General features: G+C 37.5%; 24 protein-coding genes and 1 pseudogene. 3 read left to right on the plus strand and 22 right to left on the minus strand.

The features are described 5' to 3' along the window. Window positions 1-22 precede the first annotated feature (22 nt). From PaeCFBP13512_RS02610 to PaeCFBP13512_RS02690, 20 genes and pseudogenes are all read right to left on the minus strand, one after another. A complete protein-coding gene (locus tag PaeCFBP13512_RS02610) occupies window positions 23-988 on the minus strand; it encodes a glycoside hydrolase family 25 protein (protein ID WP_137220941.1) in 966 nt (321 codons plus the stop codon). A 331-nt stretch (window positions 989-1,319) separates the two neighbouring features. Then, window positions 1,320-1,754: pseudogene (locus tag PaeCFBP13512_RS23450) on the minus strand (phage holin family protein); the annotation flags it as partial. Between the two features lie 90 nt (window positions 1,755-1,844). Beyond that, entirely contained in the window at window positions 1,845-1,964 is a 120-nt protein-coding gene (locus PaeCFBP13512_RS23560; protein WP_275094477.1) for a CD1375 family protein, read from the minus strand. Between the two features lies 1 nt (window position 1,965). Beyond that, window positions 1,966-2,394, minus strand: a complete 429-nt coding sequence (locus tag PaeCFBP13512_RS02620) for a hypothetical protein (protein ID WP_137220945.1) — start codon at window positions 2,392-2,394, stop codon at window positions 1,966-1,968. A gap of 15 nt (window positions 2,395-2,409) precedes the next feature. Next, entirely contained in the window at window positions 2,410-4,932 is a 2,523-nt protein-coding gene (locus PaeCFBP13512_RS02625) for a hypothetical protein (protein ID WP_137220947.1), read from the minus strand. Between the two features lie 2 nt (window positions 4,933-4,934). Then, complete coding sequence (locus PaeCFBP13512_RS02630; RefSeq protein ID WP_069326166.1) at window positions 4,935-5,216, minus strand: ketopantoate hydroxymethyltransferase; 282 nt, start codon at window positions 5,214-5,216, stop codon at window positions 4,935-4,937. Then, window positions 5,213-5,800 (minus strand): putative phage tail protein, encoded by a 588-nt coding sequence (locus PaeCFBP13512_RS02635; protein WP_069326167.1) that lies wholly within the window; start codon window positions 5,798-5,800, stop codon window positions 5,213-5,215. Before PaeCFBP13512_RS02635 ends, PaeCFBP13512_RS02630 begins: the two co-directional genes overlap by 4 nt. After that, on the minus strand, window positions 5,793-6,872 hold the full coding sequence (locus PaeCFBP13512_RS02640; protein ID WP_137220949.1) for a baseplate J/gp47 family protein: 1,080 nt from the start codon (window positions 6,870-6,872) through the stop codon (window positions 5,793-5,795). Before PaeCFBP13512_RS02640 ends, PaeCFBP13512_RS02635 begins: the two co-directional genes overlap by 8 nt. A 4-nt stretch (window positions 6,873-6,876) precedes the next feature. After that, window positions 6,877-7,287 (minus strand): DUF2634 domain-containing protein, encoded by a 411-nt coding sequence (locus tag PaeCFBP13512_RS02645; protein WP_137220951.1) that lies wholly within the window; start codon window positions 7,285-7,287, stop codon window positions 6,877-6,879. Then, the gene (locus PaeCFBP13512_RS02650; protein WP_137220953.1) at window positions 7,284-7,541 is read right to left on the minus strand and encodes a DUF2577 domain-containing protein; all 258 of its coding nucleotides are present in this window, start codon (window positions 7,539-7,541) and stop codon (window positions 7,284-7,286) included. The genes PaeCFBP13512_RS02645 and PaeCFBP13512_RS02650 overlap by 4 nt, the downstream gene beginning before the upstream one ends. 4 nt (window positions 7,542-7,545) lie before the next feature. After that, entirely contained in the window at window positions 7,546-8,511 is a 966-nt protein-coding gene (locus PaeCFBP13512_RS02655) for an XkdQ/YqbQ family protein (protein WP_137220956.1), read from the minus strand. Next, entirely contained in the window at window positions 8,508-9,263 is a 756-nt protein-coding gene (locus PaeCFBP13512_RS02660; protein ID WP_069326172.1) for a LysM peptidoglycan-binding domain-containing protein, read from the minus strand. Before PaeCFBP13512_RS02660 ends, PaeCFBP13512_RS02655 begins: the two co-directional genes overlap by 4 nt. Beyond that, entirely contained in the window at window positions 9,264-11,219 is a 1,956-nt protein-coding gene (locus PaeCFBP13512_RS02665; RefSeq protein ID WP_137220958.1) for a hypothetical protein, read from the minus strand. Between the two features lie 198 nt (window positions 11,220-11,417). Next, window positions 11,418-11,840 (minus strand): phage tail assembly chaperone, encoded by a 423-nt coding sequence (locus PaeCFBP13512_RS02670; protein WP_069326174.1) that lies wholly within the window; start codon window positions 11,838-11,840, stop codon window positions 11,418-11,420. 166 nt (window positions 11,841-12,006) lie between these two features. Continuing rightward, window positions 12,007-12,468 (minus strand): phage tail tube protein, encoded by a 462-nt coding sequence (locus PaeCFBP13512_RS02675; protein ID WP_069326175.1) that lies wholly within the window; start codon window positions 12,466-12,468, stop codon window positions 12,007-12,009. Between the two features lies 1 nt (window position 12,469). Next, entirely contained in the window at window positions 12,470-13,786 is a 1,317-nt protein-coding gene (locus PaeCFBP13512_RS02680; protein ID WP_069326176.1) for a phage tail sheath family protein, read from the minus strand. After that, window positions 13,787-13,954 carry a hypothetical protein gene (locus tag PaeCFBP13512_RS23335; protein ID WP_193555930.1) on the minus strand — a complete coding sequence of 56 codons (168 nt, stop codon included), beginning with the start codon at window positions 13,952-13,954 and terminating at the stop codon, window positions 13,787-13,789. Between the two features lie 51 nt (window positions 13,955-14,005). Continuing rightward, entirely contained in the window at window positions 14,006-14,425 is a 420-nt protein-coding gene (locus tag PaeCFBP13512_RS02685) for a phage tail terminator family protein (RefSeq protein ID WP_137220960.1), read from the minus strand. 467 nt (window positions 14,426-14,892) lie between these two features. Next, a complete protein-coding gene (locus tag PaeCFBP13512_RS23160) occupies window positions 14,893-15,045 on the minus strand; it encodes a hypothetical protein (protein ID WP_161594193.1) in 153 nt (50 codons plus the stop codon). A 127-nt stretch (window positions 15,046-15,172) separates the two neighbouring features. Further along, window positions 15,173-15,679: an ArpU family phage packaging/lysis transcriptional regulator gene (locus tag PaeCFBP13512_RS02690; RefSeq protein WP_137220962.1), complete on the minus strand. Its 507-nt coding sequence runs from the start codon at window positions 15,677-15,679 to the stop codon at window positions 15,173-15,175. A gap of 418 nt (window positions 15,680-16,097) precedes the next feature. On the opposite strand from PaeCFBP13512_RS02690, the gene PaeCFBP13512_RS02695 reads away from it, so the two are divergent. Together PaeCFBP13512_RS02695 and PaeCFBP13512_RS02700 are read left to right on the plus strand one after the other, a co-directional pair. Then, entirely contained in the window at window positions 16,098-16,535 is a 438-nt protein-coding gene (locus tag PaeCFBP13512_RS02695; protein WP_069326179.1) for a helix-turn-helix domain-containing protein, read from the plus strand. 162 nt (window positions 16,536-16,697) lie between these two features. Continuing rightward, on the plus strand, window positions 16,698-17,111 hold the full coding sequence (locus PaeCFBP13512_RS02700) for an ImmA/IrrE family metallo-endopeptidase (RefSeq protein WP_069326180.1): 414 nt from the start codon (window positions 16,698-16,700) through the stop codon (window positions 17,109-17,111). A 102-nt stretch (window positions 17,112-17,213) separates the two neighbouring features. Here the strand turns inward: PaeCFBP13512_RS02700 and PaeCFBP13512_RS02705 are convergent, their stop codons facing one another. Both PaeCFBP13512_RS02705 and PaeCFBP13512_RS02710 read right to left on the minus strand, forming a co-directional pair. Then, window positions 17,214-18,641: an alpha-L-fucosidase gene (locus PaeCFBP13512_RS02705; protein ID WP_137220964.1), complete on the minus strand. Its 1,428-nt coding sequence runs from the start codon at window positions 18,639-18,641 to the stop codon at window positions 17,214-17,216. Window positions 18,642-18,753: 112 nt separating this feature from the next. Further along, window positions 18,754-19,467, minus strand: coding sequence for a metal-dependent hydrolase (locus tag PaeCFBP13512_RS02710; RefSeq protein WP_069326182.1), 714 nt, complete (start codon window positions 19,465-19,467; stop codon window positions 18,754-18,756). Between the two features lie 199 nt (window positions 19,468-19,666). On the opposite strand from PaeCFBP13512_RS02710, the gene PaeCFBP13512_RS02715 reads away from it, so the two are divergent. After that, window positions 19,667-20,746: a M23 family metallopeptidase gene (locus PaeCFBP13512_RS02715; RefSeq protein ID WP_137220966.1), complete on the plus strand. Its 1,080-nt coding sequence runs from the start codon at window positions 19,667-19,669 to the stop codon at window positions 20,744-20,746. Window positions 20,747-20,799 lie beyond the last annotated feature (53 nt).

Below are 20,799 nucleotides of genomic sequence, written 5' to 3' on the forward strand. Positions count from 1 at the left end.
TATTCATATTACGCAGAGGGTATTAAATCAGACCTTTGCGATGCAATACAGTTAACAAGCGATAAAAGTCGTAACTACCGCCTTCTGGATCTTGAATAACACCTGTAGCTAATGCGCTACTTACTGCTTCTTTTGCCCATGTAGGGATATCCATTTTTTGCGTTTGTTCGATACGTTGAATACGAGTATCTACTTTGTTAATACTGGTTTTGAGTAAATCCCGACTGTCTGTTAATGCAGCAATGCGTTCAGCTTGTGCTTTGACTGTAGCTTCTAAAGCTTGAAATGCTTTTTTCTCTTCGGCTGTCATCGGTTCATCTCCTTTGTCGGTTGGTTTTTCTTCTGGCTTTTTGCCATACGTAGAGATCAATTGGGCTAGTGTTCCTTTGTAAATATTGAGATCGACATTACCACCGATTCCTCTAACATATCCAGAATCAGAATATTGCCAAAAATCCCATAACTTCCATGCAGTACAATCATCTGGAATTCGTGTGGTGCTATATCTTGCGATCCACAACGAATATGAGCTCAGTGAGGTATCAAAGTTAGCCGCAAAAGCATTACCTGTATAGATCATAGGTTTGATCTCTGTTAAGCGCTCTACTTCTTCCAAAAAAGCTCTAGCAATAGCGCTAATCGTACTTTTATCCAGTCGACCCGGATTGTTCTCATAGTCGAGTACAGGCGGGAAATCCAATACGTTGGCTCCACCGATCTCTTGTAGTCTTTGCACAAAATGGTTCGCTTCTTGTCTGGCTACTGCCGTACTGGTAGCATTCAAAAAATGGTAAGCACCTACTAACAATCCAGCAGCTTTAGCACCTTTGATATTAAAAATGAATTTAGCATCTTTATTCCGGGTACCTTCTGTTGCTTTGATAAACGCATAATGTTTCCCATCCACTTTGACTTTGTTCCAGTCGATGCTTCCTTGCCAGTGAGATACATCAATCCCCTGCGCACCATCTGGTGTTTTGGGTTGCATAGATTCACCTTCTTTCAGCTTTATTTGCGGTTCGATTTGGTGTGAGATTCATGTTCTTTATAGATTACGATGAGCAATAATATCACTCTGGAAAAATAAAGTTTTCTAACGTGTTTTCTTTACGTACAAATTGCTGATCTCGTTCAGCTTGTGTCATTGGAGACAGTTCGTCAGTAACGGTTGTATCTTCATCTTGCTTTGGCTTATCATCTGCTGTTGGATTGGATGGGTTATTGTGCGAATCGTTAGGCTCTACATTTCCATTTGTATCAGACTCAATCTGTCTATTCGTTGTAGAAGTGACAGTTGTCGAAGAAGGGTTAGAACGATTCAAAGAAGAATTAGTATCTTCATTGGGTTCATCTTCTCCACTGTGCGATTCGAATATTTTCACAGCATGACGTAATACTTTAGGCATTGGAACACCCATCCGCCCCATATTTTCGATCACAGATAACAATTCATTCGCTAAATAGAAAAAGATAACCGCATCTTGAAAATAATGCAGATCACCTACCGCTTTATCGATAAAATGAGCGATCGTCACCATCACGAAAATAGCGACTTTGCGAGCGATCCCTCTATAACCTGTCCGGCTTTTTAACTCTCCATTAATCCATGCAGCTGCCCATCCTGTTACCCAATCGACGATGACAAGCATCAATAGTAGATTGATCATTACACTCCACTCCCCGAAAAAGTACCCGATCATGGCCCCCGCACCAGTCGATACCGATTTGACAATGGCTTCAACCTCCCCACCCATGGACCTTTCCTCCTGTTATTGTGTAGTATGTTGCTTCATTAGGCTAAAAAAGAGCCTCCAGGCGTAATGCCGGAGGCTTTGGGAAAAGATTTAAGATTCTTTTACACTATTCAATAATTCTTGTACCTGATTGCGCATCCCCTGATACGTAGGTACATCTTCAATGGTTTTTAAGCCTTTTTGAATTAGACTCACATAAATTGCAGCCATATTACTTGCCACCCCCTTGAGCTGAAGTTACACTCGTGAGTTGTTCATACAGATCAGCGACAGCCAGCTGGAGATTAGTCGTTTCTTGTTGAGAAGTAGCCAACTGTTCAAACGTATCGGCTAGGGCTAACTGGGTATTCGTCAGTTCTTGTTGCATTTGTGTTAGATTAGTTGCAGGTTGACTATTGGATAATTCTTTTAATGCATCAATCTCTGCTTGTGTTAACCCTTCCACCCATTGCTCATTGTCCAAGTCCCATTTCGGTTGATACAATCCAGATGGAACAGCAGTTCCGATTAGATAACTAACTACAGAAGATTCGGTATCTGCTGGATCGGTATAAAAAGGAACGATACCACTAAAGGCATCGTCCTGGATAACATCTTCGATATATAGACCATTTGCGTCTACTTTGGGTACAGCTTTCATAGAATTAACCTCCTTTTATTGTTCGGCTTCAAAAATACCACTAACCATATACGCACCGTTTTGTGGAACTCCTGTTCCAACAAGCGCATATCCTGTGCTACGAATTTCAAAAGCTGTAGTTGCCAAAACTGAGCTATCGCCACTTCGACTAAATCCAGTAAAAATAACATTTTGCTTTGGTCGATAATTTTCTGGAAATTTAAAAAGTATTGTACTAATAGAGGTTAGTCCTCCATACAAACAGAAGTGAAAAACAACCATATTTGTACCTGCAATTTTCTTGTAACCATTTGTATACCCTGTAGTAAAAGGAGACCAGTTGCTTTGGAATGTAGGTTGAATCCAAGATGAACTGTCTTTATCAGCTTTTTTATTTTCAACTACAGATAAACGAGTATCCAGTTCACTTTCTAATTTTATCAGCTTATTCAATAATGTATTCTCATTCACAAAAAGTTTTCCTACAAAAGAAGTTAGAGGTGATTTGTTCAGCATCATATAAGTTACTGAATATACAGCTGTTTGATCATACTCTATATATTCTTTTTGTGCTATAGCACCATTTGCAGTAAGATTTTTATCATAATAAGTCCATTGATCTCTTCTATTGTTTTTAAAGATATTTAAAAATCGATCTATCTTATTTTTTGTTAATGAAATGCTGCTAGTATTCGGATTATTAATATTGTACCCTAACCGATCCGCATTTATTCCGATCTTTCCAAGTTCAGGTTTGACTGATTCTCTTACAATTATTCCTGCTCCTACTTCAATTTGATTATTACCTTGAGATAAACTTATAGCTCCATCTGAAATTATCGGTTCAATTAAAGGTTTGGCAAGCTGATAAACCAATTGATAAGGTGTGTATCCACTCACTATATTATTGGGAACAACTGATACAGCTGTACCATTTGAAGTACTTGCATCATTTAAGTTAATTGTACTCATTCTCCAATATTTAGTTCCTGAAGAATATGGAAGATTATTATTTGTACCATCATACATTTTCCATCCTAAAAAATAAGCTTTAATCTCATTTGAAGTAGGTGTATAACTATCTCCCCAACCACTATCTGTTGCAGAAATAGAAACAAATAAACGTTTACCTTCTGTTGCATTATTCAATTGTATTTGATCTTTACGATCTGATGATGTTTTGTAATCCAAAATGGATCCATCGTGCTTGACAGCAAAATAACTAGATGTATCATCCAAAGTAGCATTGAAAGTTGATGCATCCACTTTGACAATTTTCATACCATTTAAAGATGTGAATAATTCCCATGGTAAATTATCATCTAACAAAATTTTTTTCCATTTAGATAACTTGGAATATTGCCCTTCCTTTTCAAATACTTCATCTGCATTTGTTCCTGTAACTGGATTAGCATATAAATCTGTTTGTAATGCTAACATCGTATCTTCTCGTGGTTTGAATGATTTAGCTGTGCTACCTACATTCAGCATTACATTAGAAAGATTAACAGGAGTTGTACCAGTACCTAGCAACCTGACTTCAACTACGTTTACTCCAACTGGTACTTTAAATGTTGCAGATATTGATCCGCTACCTGTACTATCTGCTAAAGCTATTGCCCCATTAGTGTTGTATACAAAAATGCGTCCGGTCGAACCACTAGAAACAGCAGATAATGTATACGTAGCGCCTGGCACAACAGCTACATAATTATGAATAATCTTATTAGCGCTACTTACATCAACACTGTACCGATTATTTATAACTGGTGTTCCTTCTATATTTGACCATTCTTGCAAAGCAGGCAACAAATTTTCACCGTATGCAATAACATATGGATTACGTACAGGCGAAATGCTATCCACATAAGGATAAGCAGCAGCAATTTGGTCGGATGTCATTGTAGGAAGAGCTGTGTATTCTGTATCTGAGATTTCATATAAACGTAATGCGTCTGCATAGCCTGCATTTCCAACTGCACTAGCAGTTAGCCTTGCAATCGGATACGCATTACTAACATTTCCTCCAGCAACGAATGGAATATAAATAAACTCCCATTTATTTTTGGAAGTTGTTGTTGGACTTTCTATTGCAGTGTTTTGAATAACTAGTTTCATACTTTGCCCTGTTTCGTTATAAAGATGTCCTAGAGCAATATATTTTTTTCCTGAAATTAAATTGACTGCATTTTTACCAAATCCATCCGCTATGCTATTCGCTACAGCTGCTGTAATTTTAAGAGCATTTCCACTGGTTACACTTTTATTATTATCTATACTCAATGTAGATTGATAATTGATAAATCTTGTGATGTTTTTAGTCGGTGTCCAATCAGATCCACTTAAGTTTAACAAAGTACGACCTTTTAAGCCTGTTAATTGGAAAGGTGAATTTTTTTTAGCATTTATAATTTGTAGACCTGGTTTTAAGGTGAGTTGTTCATAGGAATCAACATCCAAACGCTCATGCAGATCGCCAAGACCAGCTTCGATTCGATTCATATCTTGCTCTGTTACTGTATCATTATAAGACCAATCTGTTTTTGCCTGATAATCCATGCTTAAACCCCTTTCACTTCAATAAATTGTTTAATAACAGTATCCGCAATAACAGGAATATAGACTTCATTACTACTGATAATATCTCCATTACTGGCTTTTAGCTGTAGCAAAGAGACCGCATTAATATCTGCAGCCTTAATCATGTATTCAAGTTCAATGGTTGAAGTAGATACTTTTTTAACAGTAAACGTTGTAATATCGTACGATCCATTGAGAGTAACTTTTGCAATACGGCGATCTGTATATGCAGCTACCTCTTGTAAATATTTAGTTGTAATCATATTACTCGAATCTCCTCTCCCTGTTCGGTAAACGGAGTACTTCCTAATTTCCAACGTGTAGATAATTTAGTATTACGTGTTGTCCCTGAGAAATAAGCTTTTTCTGCTAAAACCAGTGATTCTTGCAAAGAAGTTCCTTGTACATATAGTAAGTTAGCAGGTTTGATACTTTGTACCGTATAATTGACCTCATTAAATACGGATGCATCTGTAAGATTTGCAGTGATTTTTAAAATGAAATTCTGAATATCTACGGTTGCAACTGCTTTATTTGTACCTAGCAATTGATCTAATTTTTGTTGCAAATAACGAATGGTAAAGGGCGGTTTGGTTGTATAACGATTAATAATTCGACGGCGACGGAAATCTAAAGATTCTTGTACAGGATCAGCTTGAATGTGTAATTGCAATTCCCGACGACGAATAGAAAGTTCACTTGAAGTCATAACAAATTGATCTTCTAGCAAACGAATTCTTTTCTCTTCTAAAAGATCTAATTCTGGTTCTTCCGCATCAAGTAAAGCAATAAATTCACGTACTTGATGATAATATTCGGGCTCATATTGCATTAACCTTTTACTCAAGCTTATCGACTCCTCCCCAAATTGCTATTTGTTCAGGTTGCAGAGTAAAATTACTAGCATTTCCATTAATTTTGGTGTTATTCACATCAGCAATTCCTCGAACACTCACAATACGCGCATCTAATTGACTTAGACGAATAATAATTTGTTCTACATCTTTCCAAGATGTTGTCAATTCCTTGATATACGCAGATAAAATATCATTAAGGTCTGCTTGTACTTGTCCTACTGTTGTTCCAGTATCCAATATAAGACGTGTGCTAATAGTAATAGGAACTTCTTGTACTCCAGTAATAGTCACTCGATGACCAATAGGAGCAATACCTATTCCTGTGCCTTGATTTACAATAGGATCAATAATGGTCTGAACTCGATTTAATAATTCACTAGAAGGAGCACGACCATCACTTGCTATAATCGTACATTTCACTGTACCTCCACCTTGCCACACTGGAAATACTTTTACTCCACCCACACCCTCAATTTCATTAATTTCTTTCTTATAATCTGAGATATTACCTCCAAAAGGTTGCTCATTGATCGCTTGTATATATCTGGCACGTAACGTTTCATCATTTTCGATGTCTTCACCAGGTACAAGAACTTCTCCTAACTCTGCTACAGCAAGACCTTGGATATAGTCTAGTGGTAGAAGCGTTCCAGAAGGTGAGTTCCCTATTTCACCTGCCGTTTCACAAGTCAATGTATATTCACCTAGTGCAAGTTTTTGACTAACCATATAAATTAAATCTCCACTTGCCAAACGAATACCAATAGCAACGTCTACTTTACTACCGTCTCCTTTAAAAAATAATCCTTTACGTACAGCATACGTAGCAGCTTGACGCTTGATCCCATATTCTGCTGTACGTCTCTCCAAATATTCACCACTTGCTGTATCTGCAAAAGACAAATTCATTTGTATATCTAACTCTGCATACATTTGGGCTAACTCAATAGCAGCAGGTGCTAATGCATCATAAATAATACTACCTTCACGCTTATCTAATTTATCAGAGACTCGATCAAGCATACGTTCAAGTAAAACTTCGTACGTTTGTGATTCATACATAGATCTAACTCACCTCCTTATTAATTTGAAATGATCCATAACGTGTCTGTACCGTAAAGCTCACTCGAATGTCTTCACCAGATGTCCAATACGTCTGAAAATCCACAATTTGCTCAATTCGATCATCTTGAAGTAATGCTTCTGTGATCATACGTTGAATCTCAGCACGGACAAAAAGATGGTCTTGTCCTAGAATCTGCTGCCATTCTGTACCATAATCTTCACTGTAAATAAGATATTGATATCGTTCTGTATTGAGTATTTTCAACACAGCCTGACGAATAGAATCTAATCCATCAATCATCCCTGTGATTACACCACGTTCCCAACCTACCTGATACGTTAAACTAGGCATTGTAACAGTTTCGGTATCTATTGCTTGTTCAGGAGGTAATTGTAAACCAATAGGAATCATAGGCTGTCCACCACACGATCTAATACAACATAACTTTGGCCGCCCTGAATACGAAGTAACAATACTCGGTCTCCTGGCTGTAAACCTAGCTTAACAATAGTTTCAGGAATGACTAAGGCAGAAGCAGGCAAACTGAATCGTTGTTCTACACTAATTTCTAGTGGAGAACTACTAAGAACGGTCCCGTACAAAGCTGCCATTGGATTCGTATTAGATACTGCTCCAAGACTTGCTTTACGAATAATATCTAACATATCTTTACACCACTTTCACATCAAGAGACATAGTATGTTCGCCCCCAGAAAATTTGTGACTGCATTCTTCTACAAGATACACTTGGTTTTTAAATTCATTTAGCAAAATATATACGAACTTGCCACCTCTTACGCGATGATCGCCTAATGCTTCTACAGATAAACTAATCTGTTCACGATTATAAAGTGTAAGCATCTTAGCTGATGCTTCTTTAATCTGTGCATCATTCCAGCTATCTTCGGCTTTCTCATATTTTTGCAGCAAACCCCAATTTGCAATATTGTGACTATCTTGATCAATATAAATTTCGCGTTTACCGCTTTTTTTGTTATCTTTATACATTTTGATACGATTATATGTCTCGGAATCAATACTCTTTTTTATAGAATAATCATATAAAAAGTGTCCTTTCCCTAACACAACAACAGGTTCAGTGGTTGTATTACTTTCTAGTGTAAGCTGTCCATAATTATCATAGAAAACAAGTAATTGTGTACCATAAGCTAACGTATAATCTAGAGCTTTCATAATCGTATCCAGCAGCTTTTTATTATCTTCAATCATAGAAGGAATAATATAACTACCTTTTGCAAGTGTACCTATTTTTAAATTATTTTTAACCGCAATAGTACGTATGACTTCGTCTGCTGTTACATTTGTAAATACAAAAGTATCGTTTCCTAGTAAATATCGTACTTGATCATAAGCGGTAAGTTTAATTTCATTATCTGTACCTGTGCTCACTGAAAAAACATACCCATAAAACAGATTTTTTAAATTGTGACTAAATCGAACAATATATCCATTTTGCACATCAAAATCTTTCCATTGATATAATCCATCACTAACAAGTGTAAATTCAAGAGTAGCTGGTTTGCCTGTACGACTAGTTTTCCAAGTGATATCAGTTACAATATTAGAAACATCCCACATTTTACCCATTTTATTATCAATATATAGTTTAATCATTTAGCTGCCTCTTTCTGTGGCAATTTGATGACTTTACCTATAGAAAGTTTACGAAGTTCGCTATCTGGGATCTTATTCAATTTTTGAATTTCTCGATAACGACTACCATCACCTAGCTTCTTTTTAGCTATTTTCCAGAGTGAGTCACCGGCTACCACTGTATACGTACTTGATGCTTCTTTAGTATCAGCACGCTTTTTTTTGACTTCCGTTTTAGCTTCTTTAAATTTAAGTTTTAGCGCTTGATAAAAAACATATTCTTTCAAAGATAACTTAAATTGAATATCTCCTGAATCCCCAGCTACAATTGACCAATCAAATTTTTCAATACTGACTGCCATATTGATAGCCATAAATGCTTCATTTGATCGAAAACGTTCAGATTCGATGTCTCCAATCTGTGTGTTTAATTTTATTTTCTCATCGAGAGAGGATTCAGGTACATTCAGTCCTGAGAATACAAAACGAAGGGGGCGCTTTTTCTCCATCCACTTTTGAATCATTTCAACATAATGATAAGGAGTATATAAAGTATTACCTACTACAAATGGATAGCGTTGTCCTGGGAAAAAGCTTTCGATTGTAATTTCACGCAGTTTATTAGGCTGAATCGAGTTAATTTCTCCCAGATCAACAATATTGTAAGATTTTCCATCTCCAGATGCGTTAATTTCTAATTTTTCTGGATTTACAGGAAGTCGCATCGCTTCAGATTCATTATTAAAACTCAGAAAAAAACCGTACTCCTCCATTTAGATATACACCCCCTGAGCGGTCGATACAAATTCTTCTTCTAGTTTTCGACCAATATGTCCAACAATCGTATCCAGGTCAGCACCACTGTTAATATCGCCTGTAGTGACTTGGACAGTAGGAGTGAGACTTACAAAATTTTGGATTGCTTGGAGTTCTGCTAGATCACGCATCATTTTGAGATCTTCACTTGAAATGTCAACAGTTCCCTCAATGTTACCAACATTATTTACATTGTTTACATTATCAACTGTTGCTGGCATTGTTGGTGAGGATATCGCTGGCATAGCACCAGAAGTCGAAGGCATGCCAGCAGATGGCATAGTGGCTCCAGCTCCTTTTGGTAATTCCTGCTTGAATTGACTTGCAGCACTTGTATCTTTGGGTGCTTTTGGAGAACTACCTAGCAAATTATCAAGATTTAATGAATTTGTAAGCTTATCCATTGAAAAATCTTTAATAAAATTTTGGCCTGACTTTTTAATTCCTGAAAAATCTGCTGTAGCCTCAATCAATGGAATTTCTTTCGATTCTATTCCAAGTAAATCAGCGAAAAATCCAGAAACTGCATTTATACCTTTAATTCCTGCATTAATAACAGCGAGTATAAAATTCACAGCATTCTCGGCACAATCCATAATAAAGCCAAAAGCATTACTTAAAACTTCTTTGACACCACCAGCTATGCTTCCTAGTGTAAAAAATGCTGTAACTACTCCCAATATTAAAGCGATAATTATACCTAGTGGATTAGCACTCATTGCTAAATTAAAAATTCTTTGTGCAACTGCTGCAATATTTGCACCTATAGCGTATGCTACAGCAGCGACTCTTCCCATAATCATTGCTGCATTTAAAAATAACCACATTACTGCTAACGCAAGAATAAATGGAATAAGTCCAATAATAATAACCATAATATTATATAAAACATTTCCAAGTACAGATATAGAATCGACTATGACCTGCCATGCAACAGGCAAATTAGTTATTAGCCATACAAATCCTTGAGATACAAGCGCTAAACCATTTGTAAGCATATCAAAGAAAGGTTGAAAGGTTCCTGCTTGAAAAGCTGTATTTAACATATCCAATAATGGTAATAATGCTGTTAATGCTCCTAAACCAATATCAATCATAGTCATTTTGAAATTAGTCATCAAAGTTCCCCAACGTTCGGTTGGTGCATCCATCATTGTCTTTAAAGCTTCCTCAGTCATACCCCTTTTTGTCATAATTTCGTTCATAGCAGTGATATAACCATCAATATTTCCTGCTTTACCAAGTTCCATTAAATTATCATTTTCAGCTGCAGTTGCTGGAATATTAAAAGCTGTTAAAGGTGCTTCTCTACCTTTCATTCCTCCATAAATAATTTTAGCAATTTCTGATTCGCTATTTTCAGTTCCTGAAAGCTTTTGAAGTCTTACTGTTAGACTATTCAAATCTCTAATCTGATCCGTGTTTTCAGTACCAGACATAAATATTTGAGAACCTTTTAATGCTTCTTTTACGTTAGCTCCGGAATCAATTGCATCCTGTTTGAATTGCTCAAACATTGCTCCACCAACTTCAGGATTTCCAGCACGTGATATAAATATTTGTTTTGTGGATTGATCTTCGCCCGCGCTAATTAAAGCATCTTTAGCATAACTTCCAACAAACTTTAAACCTGTCCATGCTTGAGCACTTACTGATTTCAAAGCTTCTCCTAATTTGACTGCACTTCCAGTACCTTCTACCACTTTTTTATTTAATTCTTCTTGATTTTGTTTCGCTTGACTAATTTTAATGGCTGTTTTGGCAGCACTTGCTGTAGCACTATCCCAAAAATTTGTATACATAGATACAGAATTCAATTTAATAAACTTATTAATACTTTCTCGAAGCATTCCTGCTGTATTAAAACTTTCTGCTATACGATTTGCTGCTAAATTAGGATCAAAATTAAACACTTTTCCACCTCCTTAACTTATAACACTAATGCCTCTTTCCTTTTTTCTGAGCCTTCTTTTCCGCTTCTACACGAATAGAAATCATTGCATAGATAGCGGCACGTTCGTATAGGGACATCTTCATCAGATCATGTGGAAGGATGTTGAGTTCGTGGAGGGCGTAGTAGGCAAAATTTGCTTCACTGTCGCCCTCTTTGATTAGTTTTTTACGTCATTTACCAATTCGTTCATATCGCGGTTAAAACCGTTCAATTCTTGTACACGTTCACCCAAAGCTGCAAATTCACCTGGTAATAACATTTTACGAAGTAATGATTCTGCTCCTAATACACCATATGATTTTTGCAAATCTGAATTTTTAAGATCAGGGTAAGTTACACTAGCAGCCATCAATTTAGCCATATATTCGTTAGGATCAATTTCGGGTGTATATACTCCGTTTTTCCCTTTGACTTTACGTGTAGCGGCTTTACGACACTCCTGGTTCTCATCTTCGTTCATGCTACGCAATTTCCAAGATACAGCTTTCCCTTCTGCGTCTTTAAATCGTGAAGATACAATAAATTCTTCTACCACGTCAGATGATACGTTTTGTGCAAAAAATAAGCTTAATTCACTCATGAATAATTCCTCCTGAAAGTTAGGTAATAGTTTAGTTGATTCATAACAGAATATAGAATAGCCCGATCTTCTTAAGAATAGGATTCCATGAAGAATCATTCATCTAGAAGATCAGGCATCTATCTATATATTATTAATAAGTTGTTATCCGTATTAATTTAATCAATTATAGAGCAGGCGTACCAAATTTGTTATTAATATCTACACCATCGAACGTAAATGCTACTTCTTCTTCTAGCGCATCTGATTCTGTGTCCAACGAAGCCATAATTACGCTATCCAAGTTAACATCACGCAAAGTAATAGTTTGATATCCAATGCTAGATGTAGGATCTTCATTCGTAACTTCAATATCGAAATACGTATCTACACCTGTTTTCATATAATCCAACATCATTTGACGGAAACGTGAAGTCATATAAAAAATGGTCATTGTACCTGAACCTGACCATCCTGTAGCTTTATGCTGTACTCCGCGTCGACCTAATGTTTTCACTTCTGCTTTTTGCTTTTCTACCGTAGCTTCTAATGTTTTGATATAAAACATTTCTTCTACCTGATTATTAATAGTAGCAAATGCGCGTCCTTCTTGCCCTGAAATGGTATCTTTTGCTTTTAAGAATGTCATCTTAAACCACCTTCACTTTCATGTATACTTTTTCAACGGAATCTACTGGTTGTACATTTAATTCAACAACAATACTATCTACTTCATTGCCAGCAGTCACTGTAATATCAGTTTGGGCATTAAAGTTTTGAACTGCACCAATATTTTGCAGATCATCTAGATATGCAATACATTGCGAACGGAAAAGACTACGACCATCGTTATTGTTGTTTACTTTACCAATAAAGTACGATTCGAAAATACGCTTCATATCATTACCGATGCTATCCAATACGCGTACAACACGGTTTTTAGCAAAATGACGTGCTTTCTCAGGTGTATAGGATACAAAGGTATTGATATCCTGCTCAACTACAGCACGATCATTCACAGCCGTAAATACAAATTCACCTTTTTGCAATGCCGCTTCTGTTTCTGAATGTGTCAATTTGCCGTTTACATCGACAGCATCATCATATGCTGTATAGGTTAAGGAAGAATTGACTGCCGCTCCTGCTGTTGCTCCTGTTACCCATGCTACAGATTTTTTAGCATCTAGTACTGTTCCATCTGTAAGCACAACACCATTTTTTACGCTAATTACTCCTTCTTGATCGGCATTTGGATAGTTAGCAAGAACAGCTTGTACCTTTTTACCTTCTGTATTACGTAGACGCTTAATATAAGCAGCATAAACCGATTTAAGTGAAGCTTCATCCGAAATTAAACCAACCGTTTGAAATTCCAATGCTTCCAGTTCTGCCAAATAAGCAGTATGATCAGCATTTGTTGCTGCTGCACTTGTACCACCTACCAATGGAGCCCCAGCAGTAGCTGTTAAAGCACCCTCGCCTGCAAATACAACATAATCATTAGCTACCAGTTCTTTTGCGTTACTTACTGTTTGTTTATCTACACTAGAACCATCTAGCAAAGTACTAACATCGAATAAAGTCTCATTGTTAATATTTTTTTCGACAGTAATTGTTAATTGATTACCACGAATACCACCATAACGAGCAGTAGCAGTCAATACACCTGCTTTAACTGTTGATTTTTCTCCATCATTTAGACGATAGACAATCAATTTTTGTGCACGTTTAAGCGCTTCACGAATCAACATCATTTGAGAAGAAGTATAATCATAGCCCAGTGTTTTTTGAGTATTATCACCTGCTACAATAGTTACCATTTTTTTGGAAGCGCCCCAGTCAAGATTCAAAGCAATACTTGCTGTTCCTCGCTCTCCTAAAGTACCTGGTAATTGACCCTCTGATACAAAATTAATATAGACACCTGGACGAATTTTATTTTGTGTAGTATATGTTCCACCAGCCATTTATTTGGCCTCCTCATTCATAAATTGGTTTAAATGTTCTTTTGCTTGTTCCATCGTATAGTTGCTTCCATCTTCCAAAAGGCCTTCTAATACATCTTTTTCTAAACGTGTAAACTGACTTGCCTGCATAAATTGTTCTTTTCGATACATGGTAGTTTCTGTTGGCATAAAAAGTTCTCCTTTATATCTTTATTTAATGAACGATTTCGCTATATTCGCTCAGCGTTGTGGTACAGCTCGAAGATGCTGATCTAATTCTCCCATTAATACACCTGGTAATGGTGGTTTAACTGTACGAACAGGATAATTAACTCTCATACGAGGTATTCCATCATCTGTATCCCAACGGAGCTCACTAGCACGACACAAAGTATCTTCATGTCCAATCGTTTCTAAAGCTTCAAATAAAGATTCAGTCTGATAATCAGGTGATTCGCCTGTCTTAGGAATATAACGAATTTCTAATGTATACATACGTACAAAGCGATCGCTACGCTCTCTAGTAAAATCCACAGAGACTAAGCGATATTCAATACGTGGTTGCTCTGTCTCATGCTGATCCGCACGATAGAACGGTACATTAGGAAATTTCGTTGTCAAAGACAGTTGTACTTGATGGATGACTTCTTGTGCATCCATAATTCTTTTCCTCCTTTACCGAGAAGGATGCTCACCTCCTTCGGTTATAAACTGTCGGAAATGAAATAAGGAATTTTTACACCGCTATTTTAGCTTTATCTATAGTACTGATAACAAGCATGCCGTTTTCCTAGGCAGTGGGTTCTGGAGCATTCATGCTCCTGCGGTGTTCCTTTTGCTTCATTTCCGATAATACAATCTTACCTCGTTTTTCTCCTAATGGAGACGGTGTATCGGACGAAAAAAAGACGGTTAATAGATGACTTACGGCGGTAAAAAGAAGAGCTTTTAGGTTAGGGCTTGCTACGCTTGGTTTTTGCGGATAGTAACGACTTTACAAAGGGTTTTACGCCTCTAGAAATGCTTTTCTTCTATAGAAGATAAAGTCCAACAGATAAGAGAAAAACAAAAAAACGCTTGCTCGTAAGCAAACGTTTTGGACAATTGATATAGGATTGGATATTTATTCATTTCGCCAGATCGTCGTCTGTTGATGGATCTACAGTATTGGAAAAAGGCTGGCTGACTACTTTGCGAGAACGTACGATATCGACTGCACAAAACAATACGGATGCTGTTGCGACTTTGATCCACCATGCAGGTTTTGATTTTAGACTCATCATTACGCCTCATTTCTATTGATATCTGTCTAAACGTAACACAATACATAAGTTCTATTCCACTTTAGCATTGGGCTCTTTATCTTCATGAACATGATTGAATTAATCTATATCAACGATGTAACGATTAAGAACTATAAGGAACTTCTGTACTTCGGCGTGTACGACTTTTTTTAGGCATCAATTCATCTAACTTAATCATGCCTGTATCGGCAAGCGCTAATGCCATTTTGTAAAAAGCTTTGGTTCTTACTTTAACATACGTATCTTTGCTGATCGGTGGATCGAACAGATAGCTGTACACTTTATAATCGAATACATCATCGTGTTTGAGGTATCTTTCTTTTAATAGTAATTGTTCACGTTCGCCTAAGCGCTCTACAATGGCTTCAATTCGTTCGCAATAGGCACGTCGTGCCGCAGGAGTATCTACATTATAGATAGCTGCATTCGCAGTTGAATCGCTAGTTACATTGGTTGATCCATGCATCCGTTCTTGATAAGAAGCGGTCATCGACGTTTCACGCATTTCAAAAGTGATAGTTTTATAAATCCGATATTTTTCAAATACAGCTTCTACAGCAGTACGTGTTTGACGGCGATCTAATTCAGGCAAAGCAGTAAGTAAATTCATGAGGTAACACTCCTTTAATAGGGTTAGTATAGATATAAAGTAGAAAGACAGTGAAAAGATACAACCAGTTGGCAATAAAAGTGGTTTTCCCTTCATTACCTTTTGGCAATAAATCAAGAAATAAAACATCTTTTTCCAATCAATAAATCATTATAAATTCCAATTTATTGATCTTGTTCGTATTTTGTTCGTATTTTATATTTTTACAATAACACACCGGAGAATATTGGTAAAACCGGAAATAAAGCGATTTTTGCGCAAAAAGGATACATTATCTCGCTTTTTCTTACAAACCCATACCTTTTGGCAAAGAAGTAAAAGACAATGTTTACCTAATGGCAATACTAGGGTATATTATAAGTGTTCTTACTTTCATTGAATATTTCGCAAGTGTACCTATAGAAAGGGTGTATTGTCGGTGGATAATCTTTCATTTGGTCTATATTTGAAACAAATACGTGAGCAAAAACACTGGAGTATTAATCAGTTGGCAGAGATCGCCGGCATCAGCACTTCACAAATTTCGCGAATCGAAAATGGTAGACGTGGTGTGCCCAAACCGCAAACGATCGAAAAGCTAGCGAAAGCGCTGGCTGTTTCTTATTCCGAAATGATGGATCAGGCAGGTTATCTGCGCCCTGAAGAAGCAGAGCAAATCCCCGAATGGGCAAGCTCGCGCGATAAACGAGATTTTAAAAAGATGTTAGAGGAAGATGGTGAATTAATGTTTGATGGAGTGCCACTGGATGATGAAGATAAGCAACGGATCAAAGATGTATTAACCGGTTTGTTCTGGGAAGCCAAACATATGAATAAACGTAAACCTCTTTCTTCCGACGATTCTACATCCAAGTAAACACTTTATCTAATGTATAGTAAGCAATTATATCAATAGAAAAATGCGCTTTTACTGCCAAGCGCTTCATTGAAAGAAGTTTTGCTTTGCCAAAATCACTTTCTTATCAGACTAGAAGAAGTCGCGCTTATTCGATTAAGCGCTCGGAGGTGGCTTGTAACGATGGAAGAGAACGCAGCTCATCTGGTCCGCAAATATAAAACGAATTGCCCTTTTGAAATTGCTGAAGCGCTCGGCATACATATTCGCTACATGGATCTTGGTAAATCCACCAAAGGTTTATACTACAAAAAATTGAGACGACGCTTTATTATTATTAATGAAGGGCTTTCGGATCAATGGCAGCGATTCGTATGTGCACATGAACTTGGACATGATCGGTTGCATAAAGGCATTAATCGCTTTTTTTTAGAAGAACATTCTTATTTTTGGCCGGGTAAGTTAGAAAGACAAGCTAACTATTTTGCGATTACACTATTGACTGCCGGGCAAGAGCAACGGATCGGAGAAACGACCGAAGCTTTTGCCAAACGAACAGGCATCCCACCAGAGATGTATTATTTTTTTGACTATTAATCGAACATACGTTCTTTTTAGCGCTTTTACGTTTATTTTGTGCCCAACAAAAAGAGTGGTTGCGATAACCACTCTTTTTTGTCATATAGATTCATTGTTAATTTATGATTGTAGAATACGAAATACATGAGCGATTGGTGCAGTCGTAACATCGGTGATCGATTCAGGCAATGTCACAATAATACCTTCTTCATTTTGTTCAAAGTCTAGCCCTTCAATCACTTCTTCGCCTAACAAATCGATGTTGTCGATCTGCTCCATATAAGGGATACTCATCGTAGATGGAATCACCATCGCTGCATTGGTATATAAATAAGTAGCATAGACTGTCTTCTGAGCAGCTTTACCTGTAAATGCCCAACCTTGTGTGTAGACTGGCGCAACACTACGTGTTCCATAGACTGCTTCTCCATATATATTGAGCCACGCGCCTAATCCTTTGATGCGCTCGATAGCCCCTTCTGGCAAACGTCCATCGGGTTGTGGCCCTACATTCAATGCTAGATTACCACCTTTGGCTACAATCTCCATCAACATATGCACCAATTCACGTACCGATTTATATTTATCTTCATATCGGAAAGAAAAAGAAGTTCCCATCGTGACACAGCTTTCCCAAGGAATCGACATCGCATGCTCAGGAACCGTCTGTTCAGGAGTCACGATATTTTCATAGGCGCCGCCTACTGTACGGTCTGCTGATAATAACCACGGTTGCTGTTCCCGCGCTTTTTCTACCACTTCACCTAAACGAATATCTTGATTACCTTTGCCCGGTCTAACCCAACCCGCATCTAACCACAAGACATCGATTCGTCCGTACTTGGTCAATAACTCCAAAATCTGCTCATGTGTAAATTCAACAAACTTTTCCCATAACCACGGATATTCAGCAGGATCATACGTAGGTCCACGCCATGAATCTTGTCCGCGCTCCATGCCATCTGCCCAGTAATACGGAGTATGCCAATCAGCTTTGGAGAAATAAGCAGAGATCGCTAACCCTTTTTCTCGAAAAGCATTAAACACATTACCTACAATATCGGCATATTTATGCTGGTGAAAAGGAGTATCTTTTCCTGTAATACGATAATCTGTTGTATGCGTATCCCACATACAAAATCCATCATGATGCTTAGTTGTGAAATTTAAATATTTGAATCCACCTTCTGCCGCAAGTTCTGCCCAGACTTCCGGTTGAAAGCGAATCGGATTAAATGTTTTGTTGAGATCAAAATACTCTCGTTTTAATTCTTCTTTATCCGATTGCCAATCGATGCCGTCTCTTGACCAATCACCATCATCATCACTAAGCGCCCAGGACTCGACTACGCCGAGCTGCGAATAAGGACCCCAATGCATCATCAGCCCTAGCTTCTGATCTTTGAACCATTCTAATCGTTCCAAAATGTACGGATCTTCTGGCTTAACCCAAGATTCCTCACTGCTGTAATTATGTACTCCACCCTGTACTTCCATCAGCTTTTCCATCATTTCACGTTCTTGTTCATTCATCGGTTGCTCACTCATTGTCTTTTCCCCCTGTCGCTTATTCATAGATTCCGTGCTTACTATATCAATTAGCGATACAGAGGGAACTTCCTGCATGATTCTTTTATGATTGTGTATACTTTTTTTCGTTCTAGCCTGATAACTTTGGTAAAAAGACAATTCCAAGCAAAATAAGTGTCAGTACTATACAGATATTTTCAAATTTATCTCCTTTTTTAGTCCCTGTGCTCATTAGATTAAAACGCAATCTCCATTTCAAAGGAGGCAATAACTTCACTCCTCGATTTGTAAGCGAATCGGCCAATAAATGTAGAAAATAAGAGACTCCACCTGCAATCCAGATACTTTTCCCTAAATGAGCAGTTGTTCCATATAACAATGCTGACCATGCGGCTGTTCCATAAATCGTATGCGTTAATCCCCGGTGTGGTAAAAATGTACAAATAATCAGCAAACATCCCGCCATATAATTCCACGGAGCTATGTCTCGACCATAAATAATCATACCGACACCAATCATAAACATTACAAATTTGCGTAACGAACGTACTGGTAAAAAAGCGATAAAGACCACCGCTACAGCGATCCCTATATCCCACGGCATTCCAAATAACCCTTTCCACAAAATCCACACAACAGCTACAAGCATAACCGTCTGCAATACACGTAACAGAGGTTCAGATAATGTTTTGGATACAAGTAGTGAATTAGGCTCATCAATATCGGGTAATAAAGAACTAACAGCCGCTGCTACAACAGCTGCTGATGTCACAGGTATACCTGCAAGTGTCATCAAAGAAACAGTGACTCCAGTACTAATAATAAAATGCGATTTACCCATCATAATACAAAAATCTTCCTTTCTGCCGAGCCATCAAGTTATTCTTGTTGTTTTGTAAATGAATGATTTATTTTGTTCGGTGAATGTTAATTTTTTGCTATTCATCTTTTTATGTTTCTAATCCATAGTAAAATAGCTGTAAACAAACCAATAGTTCAAAATAGAAAAACCTTTTCTTACCATCTTTCAAAGGAGCGTTACTATGGGAACCTTATCAAAATGGCTCCGTATCACTGTATATGGTTCACTTATGAGTCTTATTCTTACCAGTTGTAATCCAGATCATCTTGCTTCTTCATCTGTAGCTACGTCATCTTTTACCATACAGTCAGGAGAACATCTTATGCATAAAACTAAAACTTCACAATCTGTACGTGTCACTCCTAGTGATACATCTGAATATCCGATTCATCCCGATCATCTTACCAATGAATTAATGAAAGGCAATTATGAGCAAATTTATTCGCAGACTTCACAAGCGTTCAAACAAGAAGTCTCATGGGATACTTTTTTAAAAGTGATCTCTTCTTTTAGCGATGGTGCACAAGGTTATCAATCAATATCCGAACTCAAGCAAGATCATACGATTCGAAAAGTATGGATCGATGAACAACAACGCCGTGGAATCGTTGCTGTCTTTGCAGATCAACTTCCTGATTATCCAGATCATACGATTTTAGGATTACGTGTAAATGATCTAGAAAAGCACCCGGCAACCGATCATATTCAGACACAGACGATATTTAGCCCACCTGTTCAGCAAAATTGGCAAGTGGTCTGGGGTGGTTCGAATACACTGGTCAATTATCATTATGAATATCCTAATCAACGGTATGCTTATGATCTAATCGTGACTCAGAACGGATCTTCTTATCGAGGCAATCCGAAAAAGAACAAAAGTTACTTTGCTTTTGGTAGACCTGTGACTGCACCCGCTGATGGCAAAATCATTAAAGTGGTGAACAATATTGCTGATAACAAGCCTGTAGGTTCAACAAATGAACAGCAACCTGCTGGCAATTACGTTATCATTCAACATGCTGATCGTGAATATAGTATGCTTGCTCATTTCCGACAACACTCGATTGATGTTCAAGTCGGTGATACGGTGAAGCGTGGTCAAGTTCTCGGACAATGTGGTAATTCTGGCAATTCCAGCGAACCTCATATCCATTTTCAAGTGATGGATCAAGCGAATTGGGCAGCATCCACTTCGTTACCTGTACAGTTTGCGAATCACTTTTCACCGATTCAAGGCGAGACTATGCATCCCTCATTATAGCACGTATGTTCGCTTTTGTATAAAAGAGAAAGACAAGCATCATCTCCATGTTC

Origin of the sequence: Paenibacillus sp. CFBP13512, assembly GCF_005233705.1 — a bacterium.
Taxonomy (GTDB): domain Bacteria; phylum Bacillota; class Bacilli; order Paenibacillales; family Paenibacillaceae; genus Saccharibacillus; species Saccharibacillus nuruki.

Bases quoted from the DNA above. Each gene is read 5' to 3' on its own strand.
- PaeCFBP13512_RS02670 (WP_069326174.1), bottom strand. From the start codon at position 11,840: ATGAGTGAATTAAGCTTATTTTTTGCACAAAACGTATCATCTGACGTG.
- PaeCFBP13512_RS02715 (WP_137220966.1), top strand. From the start codon at position 19,667: ATGGGAACCTTATCAAAATGGCTCCGTATCACTGTATATGGTTCACTT.
- PaeCFBP13512_RS02705 (WP_137220964.1), bottom strand. From the start codon at position 18,641: ATGAGTGAGCAACCGATGAATGAACAAGAACGTGAAATGATGGAAAAG.
- PaeCFBP13512_RS02620 (WP_137220945.1), bottom strand. From the start codon at position 2,394: ATGAAAGCTGTACCCAAAGTAGACGCAAATGGTCTATATATCGAAGAT.
- PaeCFBP13512_RS02685 (WP_137220960.1), bottom strand. From the start codon at position 14,425: ATGGATGCACAAGAAGTCATCCATCAAGTACAACTGTCTTTGACAACG.
- PaeCFBP13512_RS02645 (WP_137220951.1), bottom strand. From the start codon at position 7,287: ATGATTCCTATTGGTTTACAATTACCTCCTGAACAAGCAATAGATACC.
- PaeCFBP13512_RS02690 (WP_137220962.1), bottom strand. From the start codon at position 15,679: ATGAATTTACTTACTGCTTTGCCTGAATTAGATCGCCGTCAAACACGT.
- PaeCFBP13512_RS02675 (WP_069326175.1), bottom strand. From the start codon at position 12,468: ATGACATTCTTAAAAGCAAAAGATACCATTTCAGGGCAAGAAGGACGC.
- PaeCFBP13512_RS02710 (WP_069326182.1), bottom strand. From the start codon at position 19,467: ATGATGGGTAAATCGCATTTTATTATTAGTACTGGAGTCACTGTTTCT.
- PaeCFBP13512_RS02625 (WP_137220947.1), bottom strand. From the start codon at position 4,932: ATGGATTATCAGGCAAAAACAGATTGGTCTTATAATGATACAGTAACA.
- PaeCFBP13512_RS02680 (WP_069326176.1), bottom strand. From the start codon at position 13,786: ATGGCTGGTGGAACATATACTACACAAAATAAAATTCGTCCAGGTGTC.
- PaeCFBP13512_RS02610 (WP_137220941.1), bottom strand. From the start codon at position 988: ATGCAACCCAAAACACCAGATGGTGCGCAGGGGATTGATGTATCTCAC.
- PaeCFBP13512_RS02655 (WP_137220956.1), bottom strand. From the start codon at position 8,511: ATGATTAAACTATATATTGATAATAAAATGGGTAAAATGTGGGATGTT.
- PaeCFBP13512_RS02640 (WP_137220949.1), bottom strand. From the start codon at position 6,872: ATGTATGAATCACAAACGTACGAAGTTTTACTTGAACGTATGCTTGAT.
- PaeCFBP13512_RS02660 (WP_069326172.1), bottom strand. From the start codon at position 9,263: ATGGAGGAGTACGGTTTTTTTCTGAGTTTTAATAATGAATCTGAAGCG.
- PaeCFBP13512_RS23335 (WP_193555930.1), bottom strand. From the start codon at position 13,954: ATGCCAACAGAAACTACCATGTATCGAAAAGAACAATTTATGCAGGCA.
- PaeCFBP13512_RS23160 (WP_161594193.1), bottom strand. From the start codon at position 15,045: ATGAGTCTAAAATCAAAACCTGCATGGTGGATCAAAGTCGCAACAGCA.
- PaeCFBP13512_RS02700 (WP_069326180.1), top strand. From the start codon at position 16,698: ATGGAAGAGAACGCAGCTCATCTGGTCCGCAAATATAAAACGAATTGC.
- PaeCFBP13512_RS02650 (WP_137220953.1), bottom strand. From the start codon at position 7,541: ATGTTAGATATTATTCGTAAAGCAAGTCTTGGAGCAGTATCTAATACG.
- PaeCFBP13512_RS02630 (WP_069326166.1), bottom strand. From the start codon at position 5,216: ATGATTACAACTAAATATTTACAAGAGGTAGCTGCATATACAGATCGC.
- PaeCFBP13512_RS23560 (WP_275094477.1), bottom strand. From the start codon at position 1,964: ATGGCTGCAATTTATGTGAGTCTAATTCAAAAAGGCTTAAAAACCATT.